General features: G+C 71.1%; 14 protein-coding genes and 4 pseudogenes. 3 read left to right on the top strand and 15 right to left on the bottom strand.

Annotation, left to right across the window (positions count from 1 at the left end; translation table 11 throughout):
* Positions 1 to 3: 3 nt before the first annotated feature.
* The 4 genes from DPM13_RS11450 to DPM13_RS11435 form a co-directional block, all read right to left on the bottom strand.
* Entirely contained in the window at positions 4 to 357 is a 354-nt protein-coding gene (locus DPM13_RS11450) for a sarcosine oxidase subunit delta (protein WP_112888053.1), read from the bottom strand.
* Positions 358 to 360: 3 nt separating this feature from the next.
* Positions 361 to 693: a TfoX/Sxy family protein gene (locus DPM13_RS20840; protein ID WP_189654642.1), complete on the bottom strand. Its 333-nt coding sequence runs from the start codon at positions 691 to 693 to the stop codon at positions 361 to 363.
* A 124-nt stretch (positions 694 to 817) separates the two neighbouring features.
* Complete coding sequence (locus DPM13_RS11440; protein WP_080621777.1) at positions 818 to 1,078, bottom strand: hypothetical protein; 261 nt, start codon at positions 1,076 to 1,078, stop codon at positions 818 to 820.
* Between the two features lie 154 nt (positions 1,079 to 1,232).
* Complete coding sequence (locus DPM13_RS11435; protein ID WP_112888051.1) at positions 1,233 to 2,504, bottom strand: sarcosine oxidase subunit beta family protein; 1,272 nt, start codon at positions 2,502 to 2,504, stop codon at positions 1,233 to 1,235.
* Between the two features lie 204 nt (positions 2,505 to 2,708).
* Here DPM13_RS11435 and ccmI point away from each other — a divergent pair.
* Both ccmI and ruvX read left to right on the top strand, forming a co-directional pair.
* Positions 2,709 to 2,996, top strand: a pseudogene (gene ccmI, locus DPM13_RS23200) (c-type cytochrome biogenesis protein CcmI); the annotation flags it as partial.
* Between the two features lie 927 nt (positions 2,997 to 3,923).
* Positions 3,924 to 4,403, top strand: coding sequence for a Holliday junction resolvase RuvX (gene ruvX, locus DPM13_RS11425; protein WP_112888050.1), 480 nt, complete (start codon positions 3,924 to 3,926; stop codon positions 4,401 to 4,403).
* On the opposite strand, the gene hisG is transcribed toward ruvX, so the two are convergent.
* The 4 genes and pseudogenes from hisG to hisS all read right to left on the bottom strand — a co-directional run bounded on the left by hisG (position 4,398) and on the right by hisS (position 7,612).
* A complete protein-coding gene (gene hisG / locus DPM13_RS11420) occupies positions 4,398 to 5,075 on the bottom strand; it encodes an ATP phosphoribosyltransferase (RefSeq protein WP_028719961.1) in 678 nt (225 codons plus the stop codon). The two genes, ruvX and hisG, sit on opposite strands and share 6 nt — an antisense overlap.
* Positions 5,072 to 5,353 (bottom strand): ATP phosphoribosyltransferase regulatory subunit, encoded by a 282-nt coding sequence (locus DPM13_RS27030; protein ID WP_397246359.1) that lies wholly within the window; start codon positions 5,351 to 5,353, stop codon positions 5,072 to 5,074. The genes hisG and DPM13_RS27030 overlap by 4 nt, the downstream gene beginning before the upstream one ends.
* Positions 5,239 to 6,006, bottom strand: coding sequence for an ATP phosphoribosyltransferase regulatory subunit (locus tag DPM13_RS11415; RefSeq protein ID WP_397246356.1), 768 nt, complete (start codon positions 6,004 to 6,006; stop codon positions 5,239 to 5,241). Before DPM13_RS11415 ends, DPM13_RS27030 begins: the two co-directional genes overlap by 115 nt.
* 126 nt (positions 6,007 to 6,132) lie before the next feature.
* A pseudogene (gene hisS / locus DPM13_RS11410) lies at positions 6,133 to 7,612 on the bottom strand (histidine--tRNA ligase).
* 48 nt (positions 7,613 to 7,660) lie between these two features.
* Here hisS and DPM13_RS11405 point away from each other — a divergent pair.
* Positions 7,661 to 7,870 carry a SlyX family protein gene (locus tag DPM13_RS11405; protein WP_028719964.1) on the top strand — a complete coding sequence of 70 codons (210 nt, stop codon included), beginning with the start codon at positions 7,661 to 7,663 and terminating at the stop codon, positions 7,868 to 7,870.
* Between the two features lie 54 nt (positions 7,871 to 7,924).
* Here DPM13_RS11405 and DPM13_RS11400 read toward each other — a convergent pair whose 3' ends face one another.
* From DPM13_RS11400 to DPM13_RS11375, 7 genes and pseudogenes are all read right to left on the bottom strand, one after another.
* Positions 7,925 to 8,398: a DUF4177 domain-containing protein gene (locus DPM13_RS11400; protein WP_112888049.1), complete on the bottom strand. Its 474-nt coding sequence runs from the start codon at positions 8,396 to 8,398 to the stop codon at positions 7,925 to 7,927.
* Positions 8,399 to 8,583: 185 nt separating this feature from the next.
* Positions 8,584 to 8,907: a DUF2254 domain-containing protein gene (locus tag DPM13_RS23195; RefSeq protein WP_223251970.1), complete on the bottom strand. Its 324-nt coding sequence runs from the start codon at positions 8,905 to 8,907 to the stop codon at positions 8,584 to 8,586.
* Positions 8,908 to 8,929: 22 nt separating this feature from the next.
* Positions 8,930 to 9,865 (bottom strand): DUF2254 domain-containing protein, encoded by a 936-nt coding sequence (locus DPM13_RS11395; RefSeq protein ID WP_223251969.1) that lies wholly within the window; start codon positions 9,863 to 9,865, stop codon positions 8,930 to 8,932.
* 192 nt (positions 9,866 to 10,057) lie between these two features.
* Positions 10,058 to 11,573: pseudogene (gatB, locus tag DPM13_RS11390) on the bottom strand (Asp-tRNA(Asn)/Glu-tRNA(Gln) amidotransferase subunit GatB).
* 61 nt (positions 11,574 to 11,634) lie between these two features.
* Positions 11,635 to 13,560 (bottom strand): annotated as a pseudogene (locus DPM13_RS11385) (cation:proton antiporter domain-containing protein).
* Entirely contained in the window at positions 13,561 to 13,761 is a 201-nt protein-coding gene (locus DPM13_RS11380) for a hypothetical protein (RefSeq protein WP_112888048.1), read from the bottom strand.
* On the bottom strand, positions 13,704 to 16,925 hold the full coding sequence (locus tag DPM13_RS11375) for a hypothetical protein (RefSeq protein ID WP_112888047.1): 3,222 nt from the start codon (positions 16,923 to 16,925) through the stop codon (positions 13,704 to 13,706). Before DPM13_RS11375 ends, DPM13_RS11380 begins: the two co-directional genes overlap by 58 nt.
* Between the last annotated feature and the right edge of the window lie 289 nt (positions 16,926 to 17,214).

Below are 17,214 nucleotides of genomic sequence, written 5' to 3'. Positions count from 1 at the left end.
CCTTCAGGGGTGGGGGGGGCGACGGGCGGAGGCGTCGAAATCGGGTGTCCAATCCGGGTGACGGGCCTGGATGGCGGCGACGATCTCGGGCGTCGGGAACGGGGTCTGCGCCTTGTAGGTGCCGTAAACCTCAAGCGTGACGGTGTCGCGCGCGGCCAGGAACCACTTGCCGCAGCCATAGGCATGACGCCAGCGTTCGAAATGCACGCCGCGCGGGTTCTTGCGGGCGAACAGATAGCCTTCGAAATCCTCGTCCGAGGCCCCCGGGCCGAAGCGTTTCAGATGCGCCTCGCCCCCCGGGGCCAGTTCGGTCTCTTCGGCACGGATGCCACAATAGGGACAGGTCAGGGTCAGCATCCATCACTCCTTCGGCGGCAGCGCGCGCACGGTCTCAGGCGCCCGGGCAGCCAGCCGGGCGCGGGTCTTGTCATCGGAAAGGGAATCGCCCGCCAGCCACACCCAGCCTGCAGAGGGCCGGCCCCGGTGGATGATCGGGGCGACATCGGTCGTGGCCAGCACCTGCGCCTGTCGGGCGGGGCCGACACGAACCATCGCGCCCTCCTGCCGGATCGCGCAAAGCATGTGGCGGTTCAGAAGAAAGCACAGGCCCCCGAACATCGGACGTTCGGTCAGGCCGGACAGCGCGTCCAGGTCACGGAGCATGGCGCCTTCAAGACGGGCATCGCGGGCCATGGGCGCCGCCTGTGCGGCACGGGTGGCGCGAAGGACGGGCAGGGGGGCCGAAGGGCTGAAAGCCCACCGGCCCCGGATGGTTGCAGCAGGTTCGCGGGCGCCCAGGGGGGCCGGCAGGAACCCCTTAGTTGCTGGCCGGCGCAGTGCCGCCCGGAGTGGCCGGAGCGGGTTCGGTCGGCGCGGGCGTTGCAGGAGCAGCGGGCTCGACGCTGACGGCATCGCCGCCGGCAGGAGCCGTCGTGGCCGGCGCGGTGGTCGTTGCCGTGTCGGCAGGCGGCGTCGTGTCGGGCGAGGTGCCGGCAGACATGTACCACCAGATAACGGCAAGCACCACGATGATGGCGCCGATGATGAGCCACATGTTGCTCTTGTTCTGTTCGGCCATGAAGTGAACTCCTTGGTCATGGGGACGTGACCTAGGAAAGCATGAAACGCCGAATAGTTCCATTGATATTGCACGTTTTTCCACCCCGCCACGAATTGGGCGGGAAACGGCCTGCCCGTCGTGGGCCGGGTGGACGGGACGCGCGCCGGTTGCATCAGTGCGCGACCCCCGCCGCGACGCTTTCGTCGATGAAGCGGCCTTCGCGGAAGCGGTTCAGCCCGAATTCGGCCGCGAGCGGCCCGGGCGTTCCGTTCGCGACCAGTTCCGCCATGGCCCAGCCCGAGCCGGGAATCGCCTTGAACCCGCCGGTGCCCCAGCCGCAGTTGACGAAGATGTTGCCCACCGGCGTCGTCGACAGGATGGGCGAGCGGTCGCCGGTCATGTCCACGATCCCGCCCCATTGCCGCAGCATCTTCAGCCGCGACAGCATCGGGAAGGTTTCGACCAGGGCGCGCACGGTTTCCTCGACATGGTGCCAGGACCCGCGCTGCGAATAGTTGTTGAACCCGTCGGTGCCCCCGCCGATCACCATCTCGCCCTTGTCGGATTGCGACAGATAGCCGTGGACGGTGTTGGCCATGATGACCAGGTCGCAGCAGGGCTTGATCGGTTCGCTGACCAGGGCCTGCAGGGCGACCGACTCGATCGGCAGGCGAAAGCCCGCCATCTCGGCCAGGACCGAGGAGTTGCCCGCCACGATCATGGCCAGCTTGTCGCATTCGATGCGGCCCTTGGTGGTGTTGACCGCGCGGACCTGGCCGTTCGCGGTCTCGACGCCCTTGACCTCGCAGGTCTGGATGATGTCCATGCCCATCGCGCTGCAGGCCCGGGCATAGCCCCAGGCCACGGCGTCGTGGCGCGCGGTGCCGCCGCGGGCCTGGTAAAGCCCGCCCAGCACCGGATAGCGCGGCCCGTCGATGTTGATGATGGGCAGCATGTCCTTGATGCGCTCGGGCGTGACCCATTCGGTCGCGACGTTCTGCAACTGGTTGGCATAGACGGTGCGCTTGTAGCCGCGCACCTCGTGTTCGGTCTGCGCCAGCATCAGAAGGCCGCGCGGGCTGAACATGATGTTGTAGTTCAGGTCCTGGGACAGATCCTCGTACAGCTTCAGCGACTTGTCGAAGATCGCGGCCGAGGCGTCCTGCAGGTAGTTCGAGCGGATGATGGTCGTGTTCCGCCCGGTGTTGCCGCCGCCCAGCCAGCCCTTTTCGATGATCGCGACATCGGTGATGCCGTGGTTCTTGCCCAGGTAATAGGCCGTCGCCAGGCCATGCCCGCCGGCGCCGACGATGACGACCTTGTATTTCTTCTTGGGCTCGGGGCTGGCCCAGGCGCGCTTCCAGCCTGTGTGCAGGCGCATCGCCTCGCGCGCGATGGCAAAGACCGAATACTTGCCGGTGCCTCTGGTGGGGGATGCGGACATGGGGACCTCTCGCGACTCGTCGAGGGCACAGTGGATTCTCGGGGCCTTTCGGGCAAGCCGCGTTGCGACGGGAAAATTGTCGGAATGCGTCAGGGACGGCGCAGATGTTCCGCACGGCGTCCCCGCGCGCCTTGTCGCAGGTCTGTGGCTTTTTCGCGCCGCGCAAACCGGCTATGAAGCGGGAACCGCAACGAAGGGGATGCGATGTTCTGGATCATCTGCGCCGCGCTGACGGCGGTGGTGGCGATTGCGGTCGCCGCGCCCCTGATGCGCCGGGGCAGCGGCACCGAGGCGCCCGCCGCCGCCTATGACCTGCGGGTCTATCGCGACCAGCTGCGCGAGGTCGGGCGCGACCTGGAGCGCCGGCTGATCGAGCCCGCCGAGGCCGAGCGGCTGCGCACCGAGATCGGGCGCAAGGTCCTGGCCGCCGACCGCGCGCTGGAGCGTCAGGCCGAGCGCGCCCGCGCCCCGGGCGGGCCGCTGGCCGTCGCGGTGCTGCTGGCGTTGCTGGGCGGGGCCTTCCTGCTTTACCGCGATCTCGGCGCGCCGCAGCGGCCCGACGAGCCCATCGCCACGCGCATCGCCGCGGCGCAGGCCCGCTACGACGCCCGGCCCACGCAGGCGCAGGCCGAGGCCGCCGCACCCAAGGTCCAGCGCCCGCAGCCCGATGCCGAATACCTGCGCCTGATCGAAGAGCTGCGCGCCGCCGTCGCCGCGAACCCGAACGATCCCCGGGGCCTGGAACTGCTGTCCCTGCACGAGGAGCGGCTGGGCAACCTGGCCGCCGCGCGCAAGGCGCAAGAGGATCTGGTGGCGCTGCGCGGCACGGACGCCACCGCCGCCGACCACGCCCGCCTGGCCGCGCTGATGGCCGAGGCGGCGGGCGGGCTGATCACCCCCGAGGCCGAGGCCCAGATGGCCCGCGCCCTGCAACTGGACCCGCGCGATCCGCAGGCCCGCTTCATGGCCGGTCTTTTGCAGATCCAGAACGGCCGGCCCGACCGCGCCTTCCCGGTCTGGGCCGCGCTTCTGGCCGAGGGGCCGGCGGATGCGCCCTGGCTCGCGCCGATCCGCACCTCGATCCAGGATCTTCTGGTTCGCGGGCCAGCCCGGCTATACCCCGCCCGAATCTTCCGGCACCGCCCTGCCCGGCCCCGATGCCGAGGCCATGGCGGCGGCCGAGGCCATGACGCCCGAGGACCGCCGCCGCATGGTCGAAGGCATGGTCGAGGGGCTGGAGACCCGGCTTGCGACCCAGGGCGGCACGCCCGACGAATGGGCGCGGCTGATCGGCGCGCTGGTCGTGATCGGACGCCAGGACCACGCCCGCGACATCCTGGCCGAGGCCCGCGCCCGCTTTGCCGCCACGCCCGAGGCGCTGGCCGTCATCGCCGAGGCGGCTGGAAAGGCGGGGCTGGAATGATCTGCGCCGCCATCGAGGATTTCGCCGCCGCCCTGCCCCGCGCCGGCGCCATCGCCGGGCTGGACCTGGGGACCAAGACCATCGGCGTCGCGGTCAGCGACGGGCTGCGCAGCGTCGCCTCGCCGCTGCTGGTGATCCGGCGCGAAAAGTTCACGCTGGACGCCCAGGCCCTGCTGAAGATCGTGGCGGATCGCGCGCTGGTCGGCATCGTCCTGGGCCTGCCGCGCAACATGGACGGGTCCGAGGGGCCGCGCGCGCAATCGACCCGCGCCTTTGCCCGCAACCTGGAGCGACTGACGCCCCTGCCCATCGGCTTCTGGGACGAACGCCTGTCCACCGTCGCCGCCGAACGCGCCCTGCTCGAGGGCGACACCTGGCGCAAGCGCCGGGCCGAGGTCATCGACCAGGTCGCGGCGGGCTATATCCTGCAAGGCGCGCTGGACCGGCTGCGCCATCTGGCGGCTGAGGGCCTATAGCCCCAGCCGCAGCGCAAAGGCGCGCACCTCGGCCTCGTCCCCCGCCGCGAGCGAGCGCAGCAGCGTCGCCTGGCTGCGCAGGATCGGCTCGCCCCCGATGATCTTGAGGTGGTTGGCGCGCAGCGTTTCCCCCGACGAGGTGATGTCGGCGATGGCCTCGGCGGTCAGGTTCGCGACCGTGCCTTCGGTCGCGCCCTGGCTGTCGACCAGCTGGTAATCGGCGACCTCCTCAGCGGAAAGCCAGGCCCGCACCAGCCGGTGATACTTGGTGGCGATGCGCAGGCGAAAGCCATGTTCGGCGCGGAAATCGCGGGCGATGGTGGCGAAATCGTCCAGCGTCTCGCAGTCGGCCCAGCAGGCCGGCACGGCCAGGATCAGGTCGGCATGGCCGAAGCCCATCGGCGCCAGTTCCTCGACATGGCTGCGCCAGCCGGCCAGTTTCTCGCGGATCAGGTCGGTGCCGGTGACGCCCAGGTGGATGCGCCCGGCGCTGAGTTCGCGCGGGATCTCGCCCGCCGACAACAGCACCAGCGCAACATTCTCGGCCCCCTCGACGCGGCCGGCATATTCGCGGTCCGACCCGGCGCGCGACAACTGCACGCCGCGTTCGGCGAACCAGTCGAAGGTCTGCTCCATCAGCCGCCCCTTGGACGGCACCCCCAGCCGGATCATGAAAGGCCCCCGAGTTCATGGACCAGACCGGGGCGGATGATGCCCCCCACCGCAGGGATCGAGCGGCCCTGCGCCTGCCCCAGCACGGCGGCCAGCGCGTCATAGCGCCCGCCCGAGGCGACCGGCGGCCAGTCGGCACGGCCCGGCGCCACGAAGCTGAAGGTCATGCCGTCGTAATATTCCATCGTGTGCCGGCCGTGGCTGGCGTCAAAGCGGATGGCGCCCACGTCGATGCCGCGCGCGGACAGCAGCGCCAGGTTGCGCGCCAGCCGGTCCACCGCCTCGGCGATGTCGGGGATTTCCGTCGCCAGCGCGCGCAAGTCGGCCAGCGCCTGCGGCGCCGGGGCGTCGACGGTGCAGGCGCTGCAACCGTTCGGCCCAGATGGCCGGCAGCGGCGTCTCGGCGGCGTCGGCCTGAAGCCGACGATGCGGGCCTGCATTTCCTCGCGCGAGCGCAGGCCGTTCCAGGGCGCGGCCGATGCCTCGAACCGCGCGACGCGCTGGGCGCTGCGAACCGGGCCAGCGCCTTGGCAAAGCGCTTCGGCCGCCAGATGTGATGCAGCAGCGCCGCACGGCGCGCGCCCGACAGGGGCAGCGCGCGGACCGCATCCATCAGCAGGTCCATGTCCCCCATGGTCGCCTGCAAATCCAACGGCTTGAGGATGGAATGGAACAGCGCGAAGACCTCGGCGTCGGCATCCGGGTCGCGGGCGAACAGCTCGAACCCCGCCTGAAGGTATTCGTTGTCGCGCGGATGTTCGGGCCGGGTGTCGCCGTGGTCCTGCTTGCGGAACACCTCGCCCAGGTAGCAATAGCGCGCCGGCTCGGCGCCGTTCCGCATGTGCATCTGCACCACCGGCACGGTGAAGTCGGGCCGCAGCATCATCTCGCCCCGGATCGGGTCCTGCGTGACATAGGCGCGGGCGCGGATATCCTCGCCGTAAAGGTCCAGCAGCGTTTCGGCCGCGCAGCAGGATGTCGGGCGCGACCTCGACGGCGCCGGCGCCGCGGAAGGCCGCCAGGATCTGCTGGCCGATGGCCTGTTTGGCGCGCTTGGTCATCCCAGCATGGCTCGCTCTTGGCGCCAGCCCGCGTCGCGCCACCTCGTCTGAACGGGCTGGGATTTCCATTCGTCGTGGATGATCGCCATTGCAATGCTGCCCCAGGATCAGATCCTTTACCTGGAGCACGCCGCGCTCAGCTTCGTCCGCACCTTGAATAACAGCGATTTCTGAACCACGCTTGTCGGCATATTTCAGCTGGTTGCCGAAGTTCTTGGGGTTGCCCAGATAGACCTCGGCCCGGATGCCGGCGGCGCGCAATTCCGCCGCCATGGCCTGATAATCGGCCATGCGGTCGCGGTCCATGACGGTGACGACGACCGGGCCCGGCTCGGTCCCGCCCATCAGCCCCTTGGCGCGCAGGGCGGCCAGCAGACGGTCGACGCCGATGGAAACCCCGGTCGCGGGCACCTTTTGCCCGGTGAAGCGTTCCACGAGCCCATCGTAACGCCCGCCGCCGGCGACCGAACCGAACTGGCGCTTGCGGCCTTTTTCGTCCAGGATTTCAAAGGTCAATTCGGCCTCGAACACCGGGCCGGTATAATAGCCAAGGCCGCGCACGATCGAGGGGTCGATGATCGCCCGATCCTCGGCCACGCCCATCGCTGCAAGCATGTCGGCGATCTGGGCCAGTTCCTCGACGCCTTCGGCCCCCACGGCCGAGGCGCCGACGGCGGCGTGCAGATTGCCCAGCGTTTCCGCGTTATTGGCCCCTTTTGAGGTCAGGAAGGCGATGACCGGCCCGGCCTGTTCGGGGCTGAGCCCCACGCCCTCGATAAAGGCACCGCTGTCGTCCTTGCGGCCCGAGGTCAGCAGCTGGCGCACGCCCTCCTCGCCGACCTTGTCGAACTTGTCGATGGTGCGCAGCACGTCGTCGGCGGGCTTGCCCTGATCCACGCCCATGGATTCCAGGATGCCGTTCAGGACCTTGCGGTTGTTGATGCGGATCAGGTAGTCGCCGCGGGCGATTCCGGCATGTTCCAGCGCCGCCGCCAGCATGGCGCAGATCTCGGCATCCGCGGCGACCGAGGCGGAGCCCACGGTGTCGGCATCGCATTGATAGAACTGGCGGAACCGGCCCGGTCCCGGCTTTTCGTTGCGCCAGACCGGGCCCATGGCATAGCGGCGATAGGGGCTGGGCAGATCGTTTCGGAACTGCGCCGCGACGCGCGCGAGCGGCGCGGTCAGGTCATAGCGCAGCGCCAGCCAGTCGCCGGCGCCACCGCCCGGAACGTCGGCTTCCTGCCAGGCGAAGACGCCGGCGTTCGGGCGGTCCACGTCAGGCAGGAATTTCCCGAGCGCCTCGACGGTTTCCACCGCGCTGGTTTCCAGGGGATCGAAGCCGTGGCGATGATAGATCTCGGCGATGCGGTCCAGCATCTGCTTGCGTTCGGTGACGTCCGCGCCGAAATAGTCACGGAACCCCTTGGGCGTTTCGGCCTTGGGACGGGGCTGTTTCTTTTGATCTTTCGCCATGGTTTGCCTCGGGCTTTTCCAGGCGCGGGTCTAGCGGATGGAGGCTGGATGGACAAGGACGAGCGAATCCTGCGGCTGGAGGAGGCCGTGGCGCATCTGGGCCGGGTGGTCGAGGATCTGTCCGAGGTCGTGGCCCGGCAGGAGCGCGAGATCCTCCGGCTGTCGCGGCGCGTCGGCCTGCTGATGGAGCGGGAGGCCGAGCGCGAGGCCGAGGGCGGCACGATCCCGCTGGCCGACCAGCGCCCACCACATTGGTAGGCGTCTTGCGGGGCGCTGCCCCGCGCCCTGGGGTATTTGAAAAACGGTGAAGGATCAGCGGTTTGCCGGGCCGAGGCGCGGGCCGGGCGGCGTGGTCGGCGCGGGCGCGGTCAGGGGCGGCTCGGCTGGGCGGGCCTGCTGCTGCTGTTTCGGCATGGCGCGCATGGGCTGGCTGAAAGGCGCGCGGACCGGCGGGGTTGTTTCGGCGGGTTCGGGCGCGGGCGCAGGTTCCGGCACGGGTGCGGGCGCGGGTTCGGGGGCGGCGCGGACGGGGTCCGGCATGGGCTGCGCGGCAGCCAGGGAACGCCGGAAAATCAGCAGGTTGTGATAGACCGTCGTGCGGCTGGTCAGGCCCGAGCGTTCCTCGGCCGGCAGGGTTTCGGCGCGGACATAGTCCCAGCCGTCGCCGGCCATGCGGTTCAGCGTGTCGGTGAGGGTGGCGGCGAAACGGTCGATGCCGGTCTTGGCGCCCCTGGTCTTTTCCCCGCGCGCGGGGGCGGGAATGGCGATGTATTCGTAGCTGCTCATGACCGTGGCCTTTCCTTTGGCGTCAGGTTAGGCGCAAGCCGGGCGCTTCGCAACGGCTGCGGGCGTTGCGCGCTGCACCGGGCCGGGCGGCGGGGCGCCGAACCCCTGCATTTGCCGGGGTTTTCGCTGTTCCGGGCGTACACTGCGCGTACACAGGGCGTACACCGAAAGCGCGGCCGGACGGATCACGCCGGACCCGCGCTGGCGGCGATCTCGGCCCGCAGGCGGGCGAGGTCCTGGGGCTGGGTCAGCCCGGATTCGGCGCGGGCGAGCGCCAGGGCGGCCTGGTCGCGCGCGGCGGCGCGGAACGAGTCCGGTCCGAGCCGCGCCAGGGCGGCCAGGCTTTTCTGCAGGCGCAGCTGCACCTCGATCAGGCCGGCGCCGTCGCGGGCCATCAGCATGAAGGCGTCCTCGAAAAGATCGGCATCGGTCAGGGGCGGCACGTGCACGCGGGGGTGTGCGGGCTCGGACGCAGGCCCCGCGCAGATCGGCCACGAAGCCAGCGGCATCATAGGCCTTGTCCGCGGCCGCTCAGCGTCGAGGCGATGCCGGGGTCATTGGTCGCGGCGAGAGCGCGCGCGAGCCGATCTCGCTGAGGACGGCGAGGCCGAAGCGCGGGTCCTGGTCGAAAAGGCGGGTGTCGCCCAGGGTGAAGGCCGCGCGCACGCCCTGGCGGAAGTCCTGGCAGGTCTGCGCATCGCCCTGTGGCCAGCGCGCCCAGGCCAGCACGCTGTCGGGGTAAAGAAAGGCGCCGGGGTTGTGCAGCAGGTGGATGTCGCACCCCGCCTTGTCGGCGCAATCCGACAGGGCGAACATGTCGATGTGCTGCAGATAGCCGATCTGGCCGGCCAGCACCGTCATGGCGTCGCCGGGCACCGTCGCCCGTTCGGGCGTCAGGGCCACGCCGCCCAGCCAGGGATCGTCCAGCCGGTCGCGCAGGGCCCGGTGCGTCGCCTGTTCGACGCGCTGGGTGGTTTCGCCGACGCGGCCCAGCCGGGTCAGGTGTTCGATCCAGCGCAGCAGCATGATGACGATGACCGCCACCACGGCGATGGTGACCAGGAACAGCACCGCCCGGCCGCCCGGACCATAGGCGCCGGTGCGCAGCACGATGATGCCGACGATGCTGAACAGGAACGATCCGATGAAGGTCGACAGCACGTTCTGCGCCAGCCGGTCCTCGACCAGCAGGCGGGTGGCGCGGGGAGTGACGTTGGTGGTGGCCGCCGAATAGGCCGAGTTCATTACCGAGAGCGAGAAGGTGGTCACCGCCAGCATCGAGCTGGCGATGATGTTCAGAAGGCTGTCCACCGCGTCCGAGCCGATCCAGTCCGCAACCTGCCAGGGGATCAGGTGCTGCGCCCAGATCGCCACCACCGCCGAGAACACGCCCAGAAGCGCAAAGCAGGTCGCGCGCAGCCAGAGCTTGCGCAGGAGTTGCGACATGAGCCAGCGCCAGCGTGTCATGGGCGATCCTTGTAGTGCTGCGGTATCGCGGGGGGAAGCGCCGCCGCCCGGCCCCGGTTCCCGGCAGGCGCAGGGCCGGGCGGCCAGGGTCGGGTCGCCTTGGGCACCCCGACCCCGAAACAGCCGGTCTGACAGCGGCTGGCCCGTTCAAGGCGGGGGTGGCTGGCGATGATGCCCCCCGTTGGCACGCCGTTACGCGCCCAGCTTTTTCGCCACCATTTCCTGCACCGCCGCCGGATTGGCCTTGCCGCCGGTGGCCTTCAGGACCTGGCCCACGAACCAGCCCGCAAGCTTGGGGTTGGCACGCGCCTTTTCCACCTGCGCGGGGTTCGCGGCGATGATGTCGTCCACCGCCTTTTCGATGGCGCCCAGGTCGGTGACCTGTTTCATGCCGCGTTCCTCGACGATGGCGGCGGGGTCGCCGCCCTCGGTCCAGAGGATCTCGAACAGTTCCTTGGCGATCTTGCCGGAAATCGCGCCCGAGCCGATCAGGTCGATCACGCCGCCAAGCTGGGCGGCGGAAACGGGCGAGGTCTCGACGCTGAGGCCCTCCTTGTTCAGGCGGCCGAACAGTTCGTTGATGACCCAGTTCGCGGCCATCTTGCCGTCGCGGCCCTGCGCGACTGCCTCGAAATAGTCGGCGCTTCTCGACCTCGGCGGTCAGCACGCCCGCGTCGTATTCCGACAGGCCCAGATCACGCACGAAACGGGCCTTCTTTTCATCCGGCAGTTCGGGCATGGCGGCCTTGATGCCGTCCACCCAGGCCTGTTCGATGTCGAGCGGCAGCAGGTCGGGGTCGGGGAAATAACGGTAGTCGTGGGCTTCCTCCTTGGACCGCATCGAGCGCGTCTCGCCCTTGTCGGGATCGTAGAGGCGGGTTTCCTGCACCACCGTGCCGCCGTCTTCCAGAATGGCGATCTGGCGGCGCGCCTCGTATTCGATGGCGGCCTGGATGAAGCGCAGCGAGTTCATGTTCTTGATCTCGCAGCGGGTGCCCAGGTGGCTGAAGTCCTGGGTTTCCTGATAGCGTTCGTAATCGCCCGGCTTGCAGACCGAGACGTTCACGTCGGCGCGCAGGTTGCCGTTCTGCATGTTGCCGTCGCAGGTGCCCAGATAGCGCATGATCTGGCGCAGTTTCGCGACATAGGCCGCCGCCTCCTCGGGGCCGCGGATGTCGGGGCGCGAGACGATCTCCATCAGCGCGACGCCGGTGCGGTTCAGGTCGACGAAGGACATGTTCGGGTCCATGTCGTGGATCGACTTGCCCGCGTCCTGTTCCAGGTGGATGCGTTCGATGCGCACGCGGCGGGCGACGCCGGGGCCCATGTCCACGATCACCTCGCCCTCGCCCACGATGGGGTGATAAAGCTGGCTGATCTGGTAGCCCTGCGGCAGGTCGGGATAGAAATAGTTCTTGCGGTCGAAGGCCGAGCGCAGGTTGATCGCGGCCTTGAGGCCGAGCCCGGTCTTGACCGCCTGGGCCACGCAGAATTCGTTGATGACGGGCAGCATGCCGGGCATGGCGGCATCGACGAAGGCCACGTGGCTGTTCGGTTCCGCCCCGAAGCCGGTCGAGGCGCCGGAAAAGAGCTTGGCGTTCGAGGCGACCTGGGCGTGGACCTCGAGCCCGATCACCAGTTCCCAGTCGCCCTTGGCCCCGGCGATCACCTTGGGTTCCGGCGCGGTATAGGTCAGATGGTCGAGCATGGCGTTTCCCCTGGCATTTCGCGGGTCGTTCTAGGCTCTTGGCGCGCGCGGGGCAAGCGTCCTAGCGGCCGGCGGCGCGGGCCGGGGGCCGGGGCGCGACCGGCGGCAGGCCGTGTTCGGGGGCCTCGTCGTCGGTGTCCGTCGTGACCGGGCCGGCGGCGGGCCCCTGGGCGAAGCGCTGGGCCAGCGCCTGTTCCAGCTGGCGGTTCATTTCGCGGCTGAGACGGATGTAGTCGGGATTGTCCTGCAGCGGCACGCCCGGCTTCCAGACCTCGGCCAGTTCGCGCAGGCTGGCGCGGTCCATGCGATAGAAGATGCGCTCCAGCTCGGATGCCTCGTATTCCGACAGGCCCACGTGTTCCAGAACATAGCGGCCGGCGCGCAGCGAGCTGTCGAAGGTTTCGCGCACGATATGGTCGGCCTTGGCGTCGTAAAGCTGGAACACGTTCACCCGGTCGCGGGCGCGGGCGATCACCACGATGTCGGGGCGCTTTTCCTTGGCATAGCGGATCAGGCGCAGGTTGGCCTGCGATCGTCCAGCGCCGCGCCCAGGATGCGGGCCTTGTTGAGGCCGGCGGCGGTCAGGATCTCGGAGCGGGTCGGGTCGCCGAAATAGCCCTTGAAGCCGAAGCGGCGCATGAGCTGGATGACCTCGAGGTCGTGGTCGAGCACGGTGGTGCGGAAGCCCGACATGGTGACGAGGCGGTTCACCACCTGGCCGAAGCGGCCGACGCCCGCGATGATGACGGGCTGCTGTTCGGGGATGTCGTCCGGGGGCAGGTCGGCGCGTTCCTCGGCCAGGCGGCGCGAGATGAAGTCCGACAGGATGAACAGAAGGGGCGTCGCCAGCATCGAGAGCGCGATGACCAGCAGCATCCCCTGCGCCAGGGGCCGGGGCAGCACCGCCAGCGACACGGCATAGGAGATGAGGACGAAGCCGAATTCGCCCGCCTGCGCCAAGGACAGGGTGAAAAGCGTGCGGTCGCGGCCCTTGAGCCCGGTGACGCGGGCAACCCCGTGCAGGACCAGCGCCTTGATCGCGATGACGACAACGGTGACGCCCAGCACCAGGGCCGGCATCTGGAACAGCAGGCCGAAGTCCATGCCCGCGCCCACGGTGATGAAGAACAGGCCCAGGAGCAGCCCCTTGAACGGGGCGATCTGGCCTTCGAGTTCGTGGCGGAACTCGGAGCCCGCGAGCATCACCCCGGCGAGGAAGGTGCCGAGCGCGGGAGAGAGGCCCACGATCTCCATCAGCGAGGCGATGCCCACCACGATCAGGAGCGCAAGCGCGGTGTCGAGTTCGTTCAGCCGCGCGGAATAGACATAGCGGAAGGCCGGGCGGATCAGGTACTGGCCGATCAGGATGACGCCCGCCACCGCCCCCAGCGTCACCAGCGCCGCCGCCCAGCCCGGCAGGCTGTGCATGAAGGCGGCGCCGCCGTGGTCCTCCTCGGCCAGGGCCATGGCGCGGGGCGCCAGCAGCGGCATCAGCGCGATCATCGGGATCACGGCGATGTCCTGGGTCAGCAGCACGGCGAAGGCGCTGCGCCCGCCGGCCGTCTGCATCAGCGATTTCTCGGACAGGGTCTGGAGCACGATGGCGGTCGAGCTGAGCGACAGGATCATGCCGAGCGTCAGCGCCACCTGCCAGCTTTGCCGCAGCGCCAGCGCCACCAGCGCCAGCAGGGCGACGGTGCCCAGGATCTGCATTCCCGCCAGCCCGACCAGCCGCTGGCGCATCTGCCAGAGCGCGCGCCGCTCAACTCGAGCCCGATCAGGAACAGCATCATCACCGCGCCTGAATTCGCCGAATCTGCAGGTCGGCCATCTCGCCCTCGGAGCCCGCCAGGCCCAGGACCGGGCCGATCAGGATGCCCGAGATGAGATAGCCCAGAACCGACCCAAGCCCCAGCCGCGCGGACAGCGGCACGGCGACGACCATGGTCATCAGATAGACCGTGGCGAGCAGCAGGAAGGATTCCATCTATCTCCCGTCCAGCATGCGCAATTCGCGGGTCTGGCCCGATTTCACATAGGTCAGCCGGCCATTGCCGATCGAATTGATCGTGCCGCCGTCGATGCGGTCGCCCAGCCGGACGGTGACGACCTTGCCGTTGCGCAGCCGGATCAGCGCGCGGCTGGCCTGGCCCGCGCCGATGATGCCGATGATCGTGGTGCGGCCCATGTCGATGCCGCGCGACTGGGTGGCGGCGCGGGCGACGCTGGCCGCGGTGGTGCCGCCGCGCGCCATGTTGGCGGCGATCTCGGGTTCGTTGTCGATCTCGGGCGGCTTGAAGTCCTGGCGGCGGGCGCGGGCGGCGCGCTCCTCGGCCTCGGCCTGGGCGCGGGCGCGGGCCTCGGCCTGGGCGCGGGCCTGGGCCTCGGCGGCGGCGTCGGCGGCGGCGCGGGCGCGGATGCGCGCCTCGGCCTGGGCCTGAAGCTGTTCGTCGAGCGCGCGGCGGGCGGCGATTTCGGATTCCGTCGGCCCCGGCGCGGCGGCGGCGGCCGGGGCGGTGCCACAGGCGTCGCGGCCGCAGCGGCGGCGGCGGCGGGCGCCGCGGCTTCCGGCGCGGCGGCGGCAGCAGCAGCGGCCGACGGGGCCAGCGGCGTCGCGCGGCGCGGCGGCAGCGGCGAGGAGGCCAGCGCCGCCAGGCCGACGCCGCCCGGGGTCGCCGGCGAGGCATCGACGGCGGCGGCAATGGCGCTTTCGATGGCGCTTTCGCTGGGCTTGCCGGCTGGCTTCTCGGCGGCCTGCCCGGCCGAGCGGGCGGCGCCGTCCCGGCCGGGCCTTGCCACCGGGCGCAGCGAGCCATGCAAAAGCCCGCCCGAGGTCCGGGCGGGCGTCGTGGCCGTCTTCGCTGTGTCGGGCCGGTCTGGCGGCGGCTGCGTCGTGGCCGAGCGCAGCGCCGCATCGACCCCGAGGGCGACCGCGTCGCTGACGCTGCGCCCGCCCCGGCCGGCGGGCTTGCGCAGGGGCCGCGCCTCGGCCAGGCGGGACCCGGCGGGGGGATGGGCGTCGCGCGCGGCGCGCTGCGGCACGGGGATCAGCCCCTGCCGGCGCATGTCGCGGGCCAGCGCGTCCATCTGGTCCAGATCGGCCGGGTCGAGCCCGGCGGCTTCGTCCAGGATCAGGTCGGGGGCCGAGCCTTCGGGCCGCGGCGGCGGGCGGTTCGCCCGGATCGCCGAAGCCGGCACGGGGGCCGGGGCGGCGGCCTGGGTCGCGGCGGGCGCGGCCCGTTGCGGACGGCTGGGCGGCCGGGCGCTGGCGGTCGGGCGCGCGGCCTGGTCGCGTTGCGCGAAGGGCACGGGATTGGCCGGCACGGCGGGCGGAGTATCGACGCGGGGTGTCGTCGCGCGCGGCGTGCTGCGGCGCGGGGACAGCTGCGGCCGGGCCGAACTGGTCAGCGCGCCGAGGCCGGGCTGCGCCGGACGCGCGGCCGGAGTGGCAGCGGGGGTCGCAACCGGGTTCGCAGCCGTCGCCGGGGCTGGCGCAGACGCCCGCGATGGGGCGGGCTGCGCCGCCGGTTGCGGCGCGGGCCGGGCCGGGGTCGCGGTGGCGGCGGGTGCCGCGCGGGGACGCTCGGGGGTCGGTGCGGTCTCGGCCAGCGCCGCGCCGGCCGCCGCCTGGGCCGGCTGGGCGGCAGGCTGGGACGCGGGTTGGGCGGGCTGGACACGCGGGCTTTCGGGCGGGACCACGGCCGCCGCGACGGCTGCGGCGGCGATCAGCACGCGGCGCTGTTCATCCTGCGTCAGCGCCGAGACCGGGGCGGGTTCCTGCGCCGCCATCTCGGCCGCCGGATCGGCGCGCAGCTGGGCGGGGGCGCCGGCGTCCTCGGGCTCATCCTCGGCCGCCGCCTCGGCCGGAGCGGATGGGGCGGGCGCGGGTTGGGCGGGCGCCGGGGTCGTCGCAGCGGGCGCCGGATCGGCGGCCGGCGCCGGCGCCGGCGCGGGCGTCGCCGGAATCGTCGCCGGGGTTTCCGAGGGCGCGGGCTCCTCCTCGCTGGCCACCACCTGGGCGGGGCCGTCGCCGGGGACGGCAAAGCTCCAGATCAGCAGCAGGCCCAGGACCAGCGCGGCCAGCATCGCCACAAGCCCGGCCAGACTGCCGCGGCGGCCGGCCTCGGGGCGGGGCGCGGCGGCGGCGACGGGATCGGGGCGCGGGGTCTGGACGAGCGCGGCCTGGGGTGCGGGCCGGGGGCCGGCCGGGGGCTGCTCGCGGCCGGCCACCGGGCTTCCCAGCCGCACCTGACGCGCCGAGGCGGCGCGGTCATGGACGGCGCGGGCGCGCGGCTCGGTCGGCTCGGGCCGGGGGGCCGCCGGGGCGGCGGCGGTCGCGCTGCGCGGCGCGTGGCGCACCACGGGCAGCACCCGCGCGGATTGGGATGCGGGCGCCTCGGCCTGTTCGGGCGCGGGCGGATCGGCCACGGGAACCGGGTCGGATTCGGCCGGAGCCTCGGCCGGTTCGGCGGGCTTTCCGGGGGTATCGGTCGCCGGCGCCTCGACGGGCTGGGGCTCGGGCCTGGGCGCGTCCTCGGGCTCGGGCTTCGGCTCGGGAACGTCCTCGGGCTGGGGTTCGGGTTCGGACGTGGGCTCGGGCTCGGGCTCCTCGGCCGGCATCTCGGCGGGCAGTTCCAGCTGCGCGGCGGAAAGCCCTCGACCCGATGCGGCGATGGTGGGCGTTTCGTCGTCGAGCGCGTCGGTGTCGGGGGTTTCGCCTTTGGGGGTCTCGTCTTCGCGTGTCTCGGCGACGGGGGTTTCCGCGTCGGAGGTTTCCACGGCCGGTGCCTCGGGCGGTTCGTCCCCGGCCCTGGGCGCGGCAAAGGCCGGACGGCGGGCCTCGGGCGGGTCCAGCACGAAGACCGGTTCGCCCGGGAAGCCGCCGTCCTGCGGGTCCGCGCAATAGGCCGTGCCCTCGAATCCGTATTGCGCGGCGAAATCGCGCGCCTCGCGCAGGGTCTGGCGCGCCACGGCGGCCACCTGCACCGCCTCCCCGTCGCCGTCCCAGTCGAAGGCGAGATCGGCGATGGGATAGGGGGTCAGCCCGTCCAGCGCCCGGCCGACCGCGCTTTCCCGGTCGGCCGCCGGGCCCACCGTCAGGCCGGTGTACAGGATCTGGTCGTCGGGAATGACCAGCGTCACCGGCAGGGCGGCATCGCCATCCTGCCCGCTGGCCATCCGGCGCAGCTGCGTCAGGCTGTCGCGAAACTGCGGGTCGTCGAATTCGACCGAACCCAGGTGACGCCACGGCCGCCGGTGGCCCGCAACCGCAGGCATGCGTTCGCGATGCTGCAGGTGGACCGCATCCCCGCTGAAGGAGAGGGCATATTCGGTAGCGGAATCAAGCGACATCAGCAGGCTTTGCCTTACAGTTCCGGGCGCCGTGGCGCACATTCCCAATGATGCTTCCGGACTATCGCAGAACGCGCCGCGTGAAAAGCCAAACACCGGAATGTGAGGGAGCAGGAGCGCAAAATCGACGTTATATCGGCCTTACTGCAACAAGGTGCGACGCGGCTTTGCCCGCCGCACCCAAGGAGGGACAGACATGCCTGCTATCCGCCCCCTGATCGCCGCCGCCTCGCTTCTTGCGCTGGCCTCGGGGCCCGCCCTGGCGCAGATGCCCGCGCCGGGCGCCGCC

It is taken from the genome of Paracoccus mutanolyticus (assembly GCF_003285265.1).
Lineage (GTDB): Bacteria > Pseudomonadota > Alphaproteobacteria > Rhodobacterales > Rhodobacteraceae > Paracoccus > Paracoccus yeei.
The sequence above is the reverse complement of the archived record's forward strand: the minus strand, read 5'-3'. Positions and strand labels throughout refer to the sequence as shown.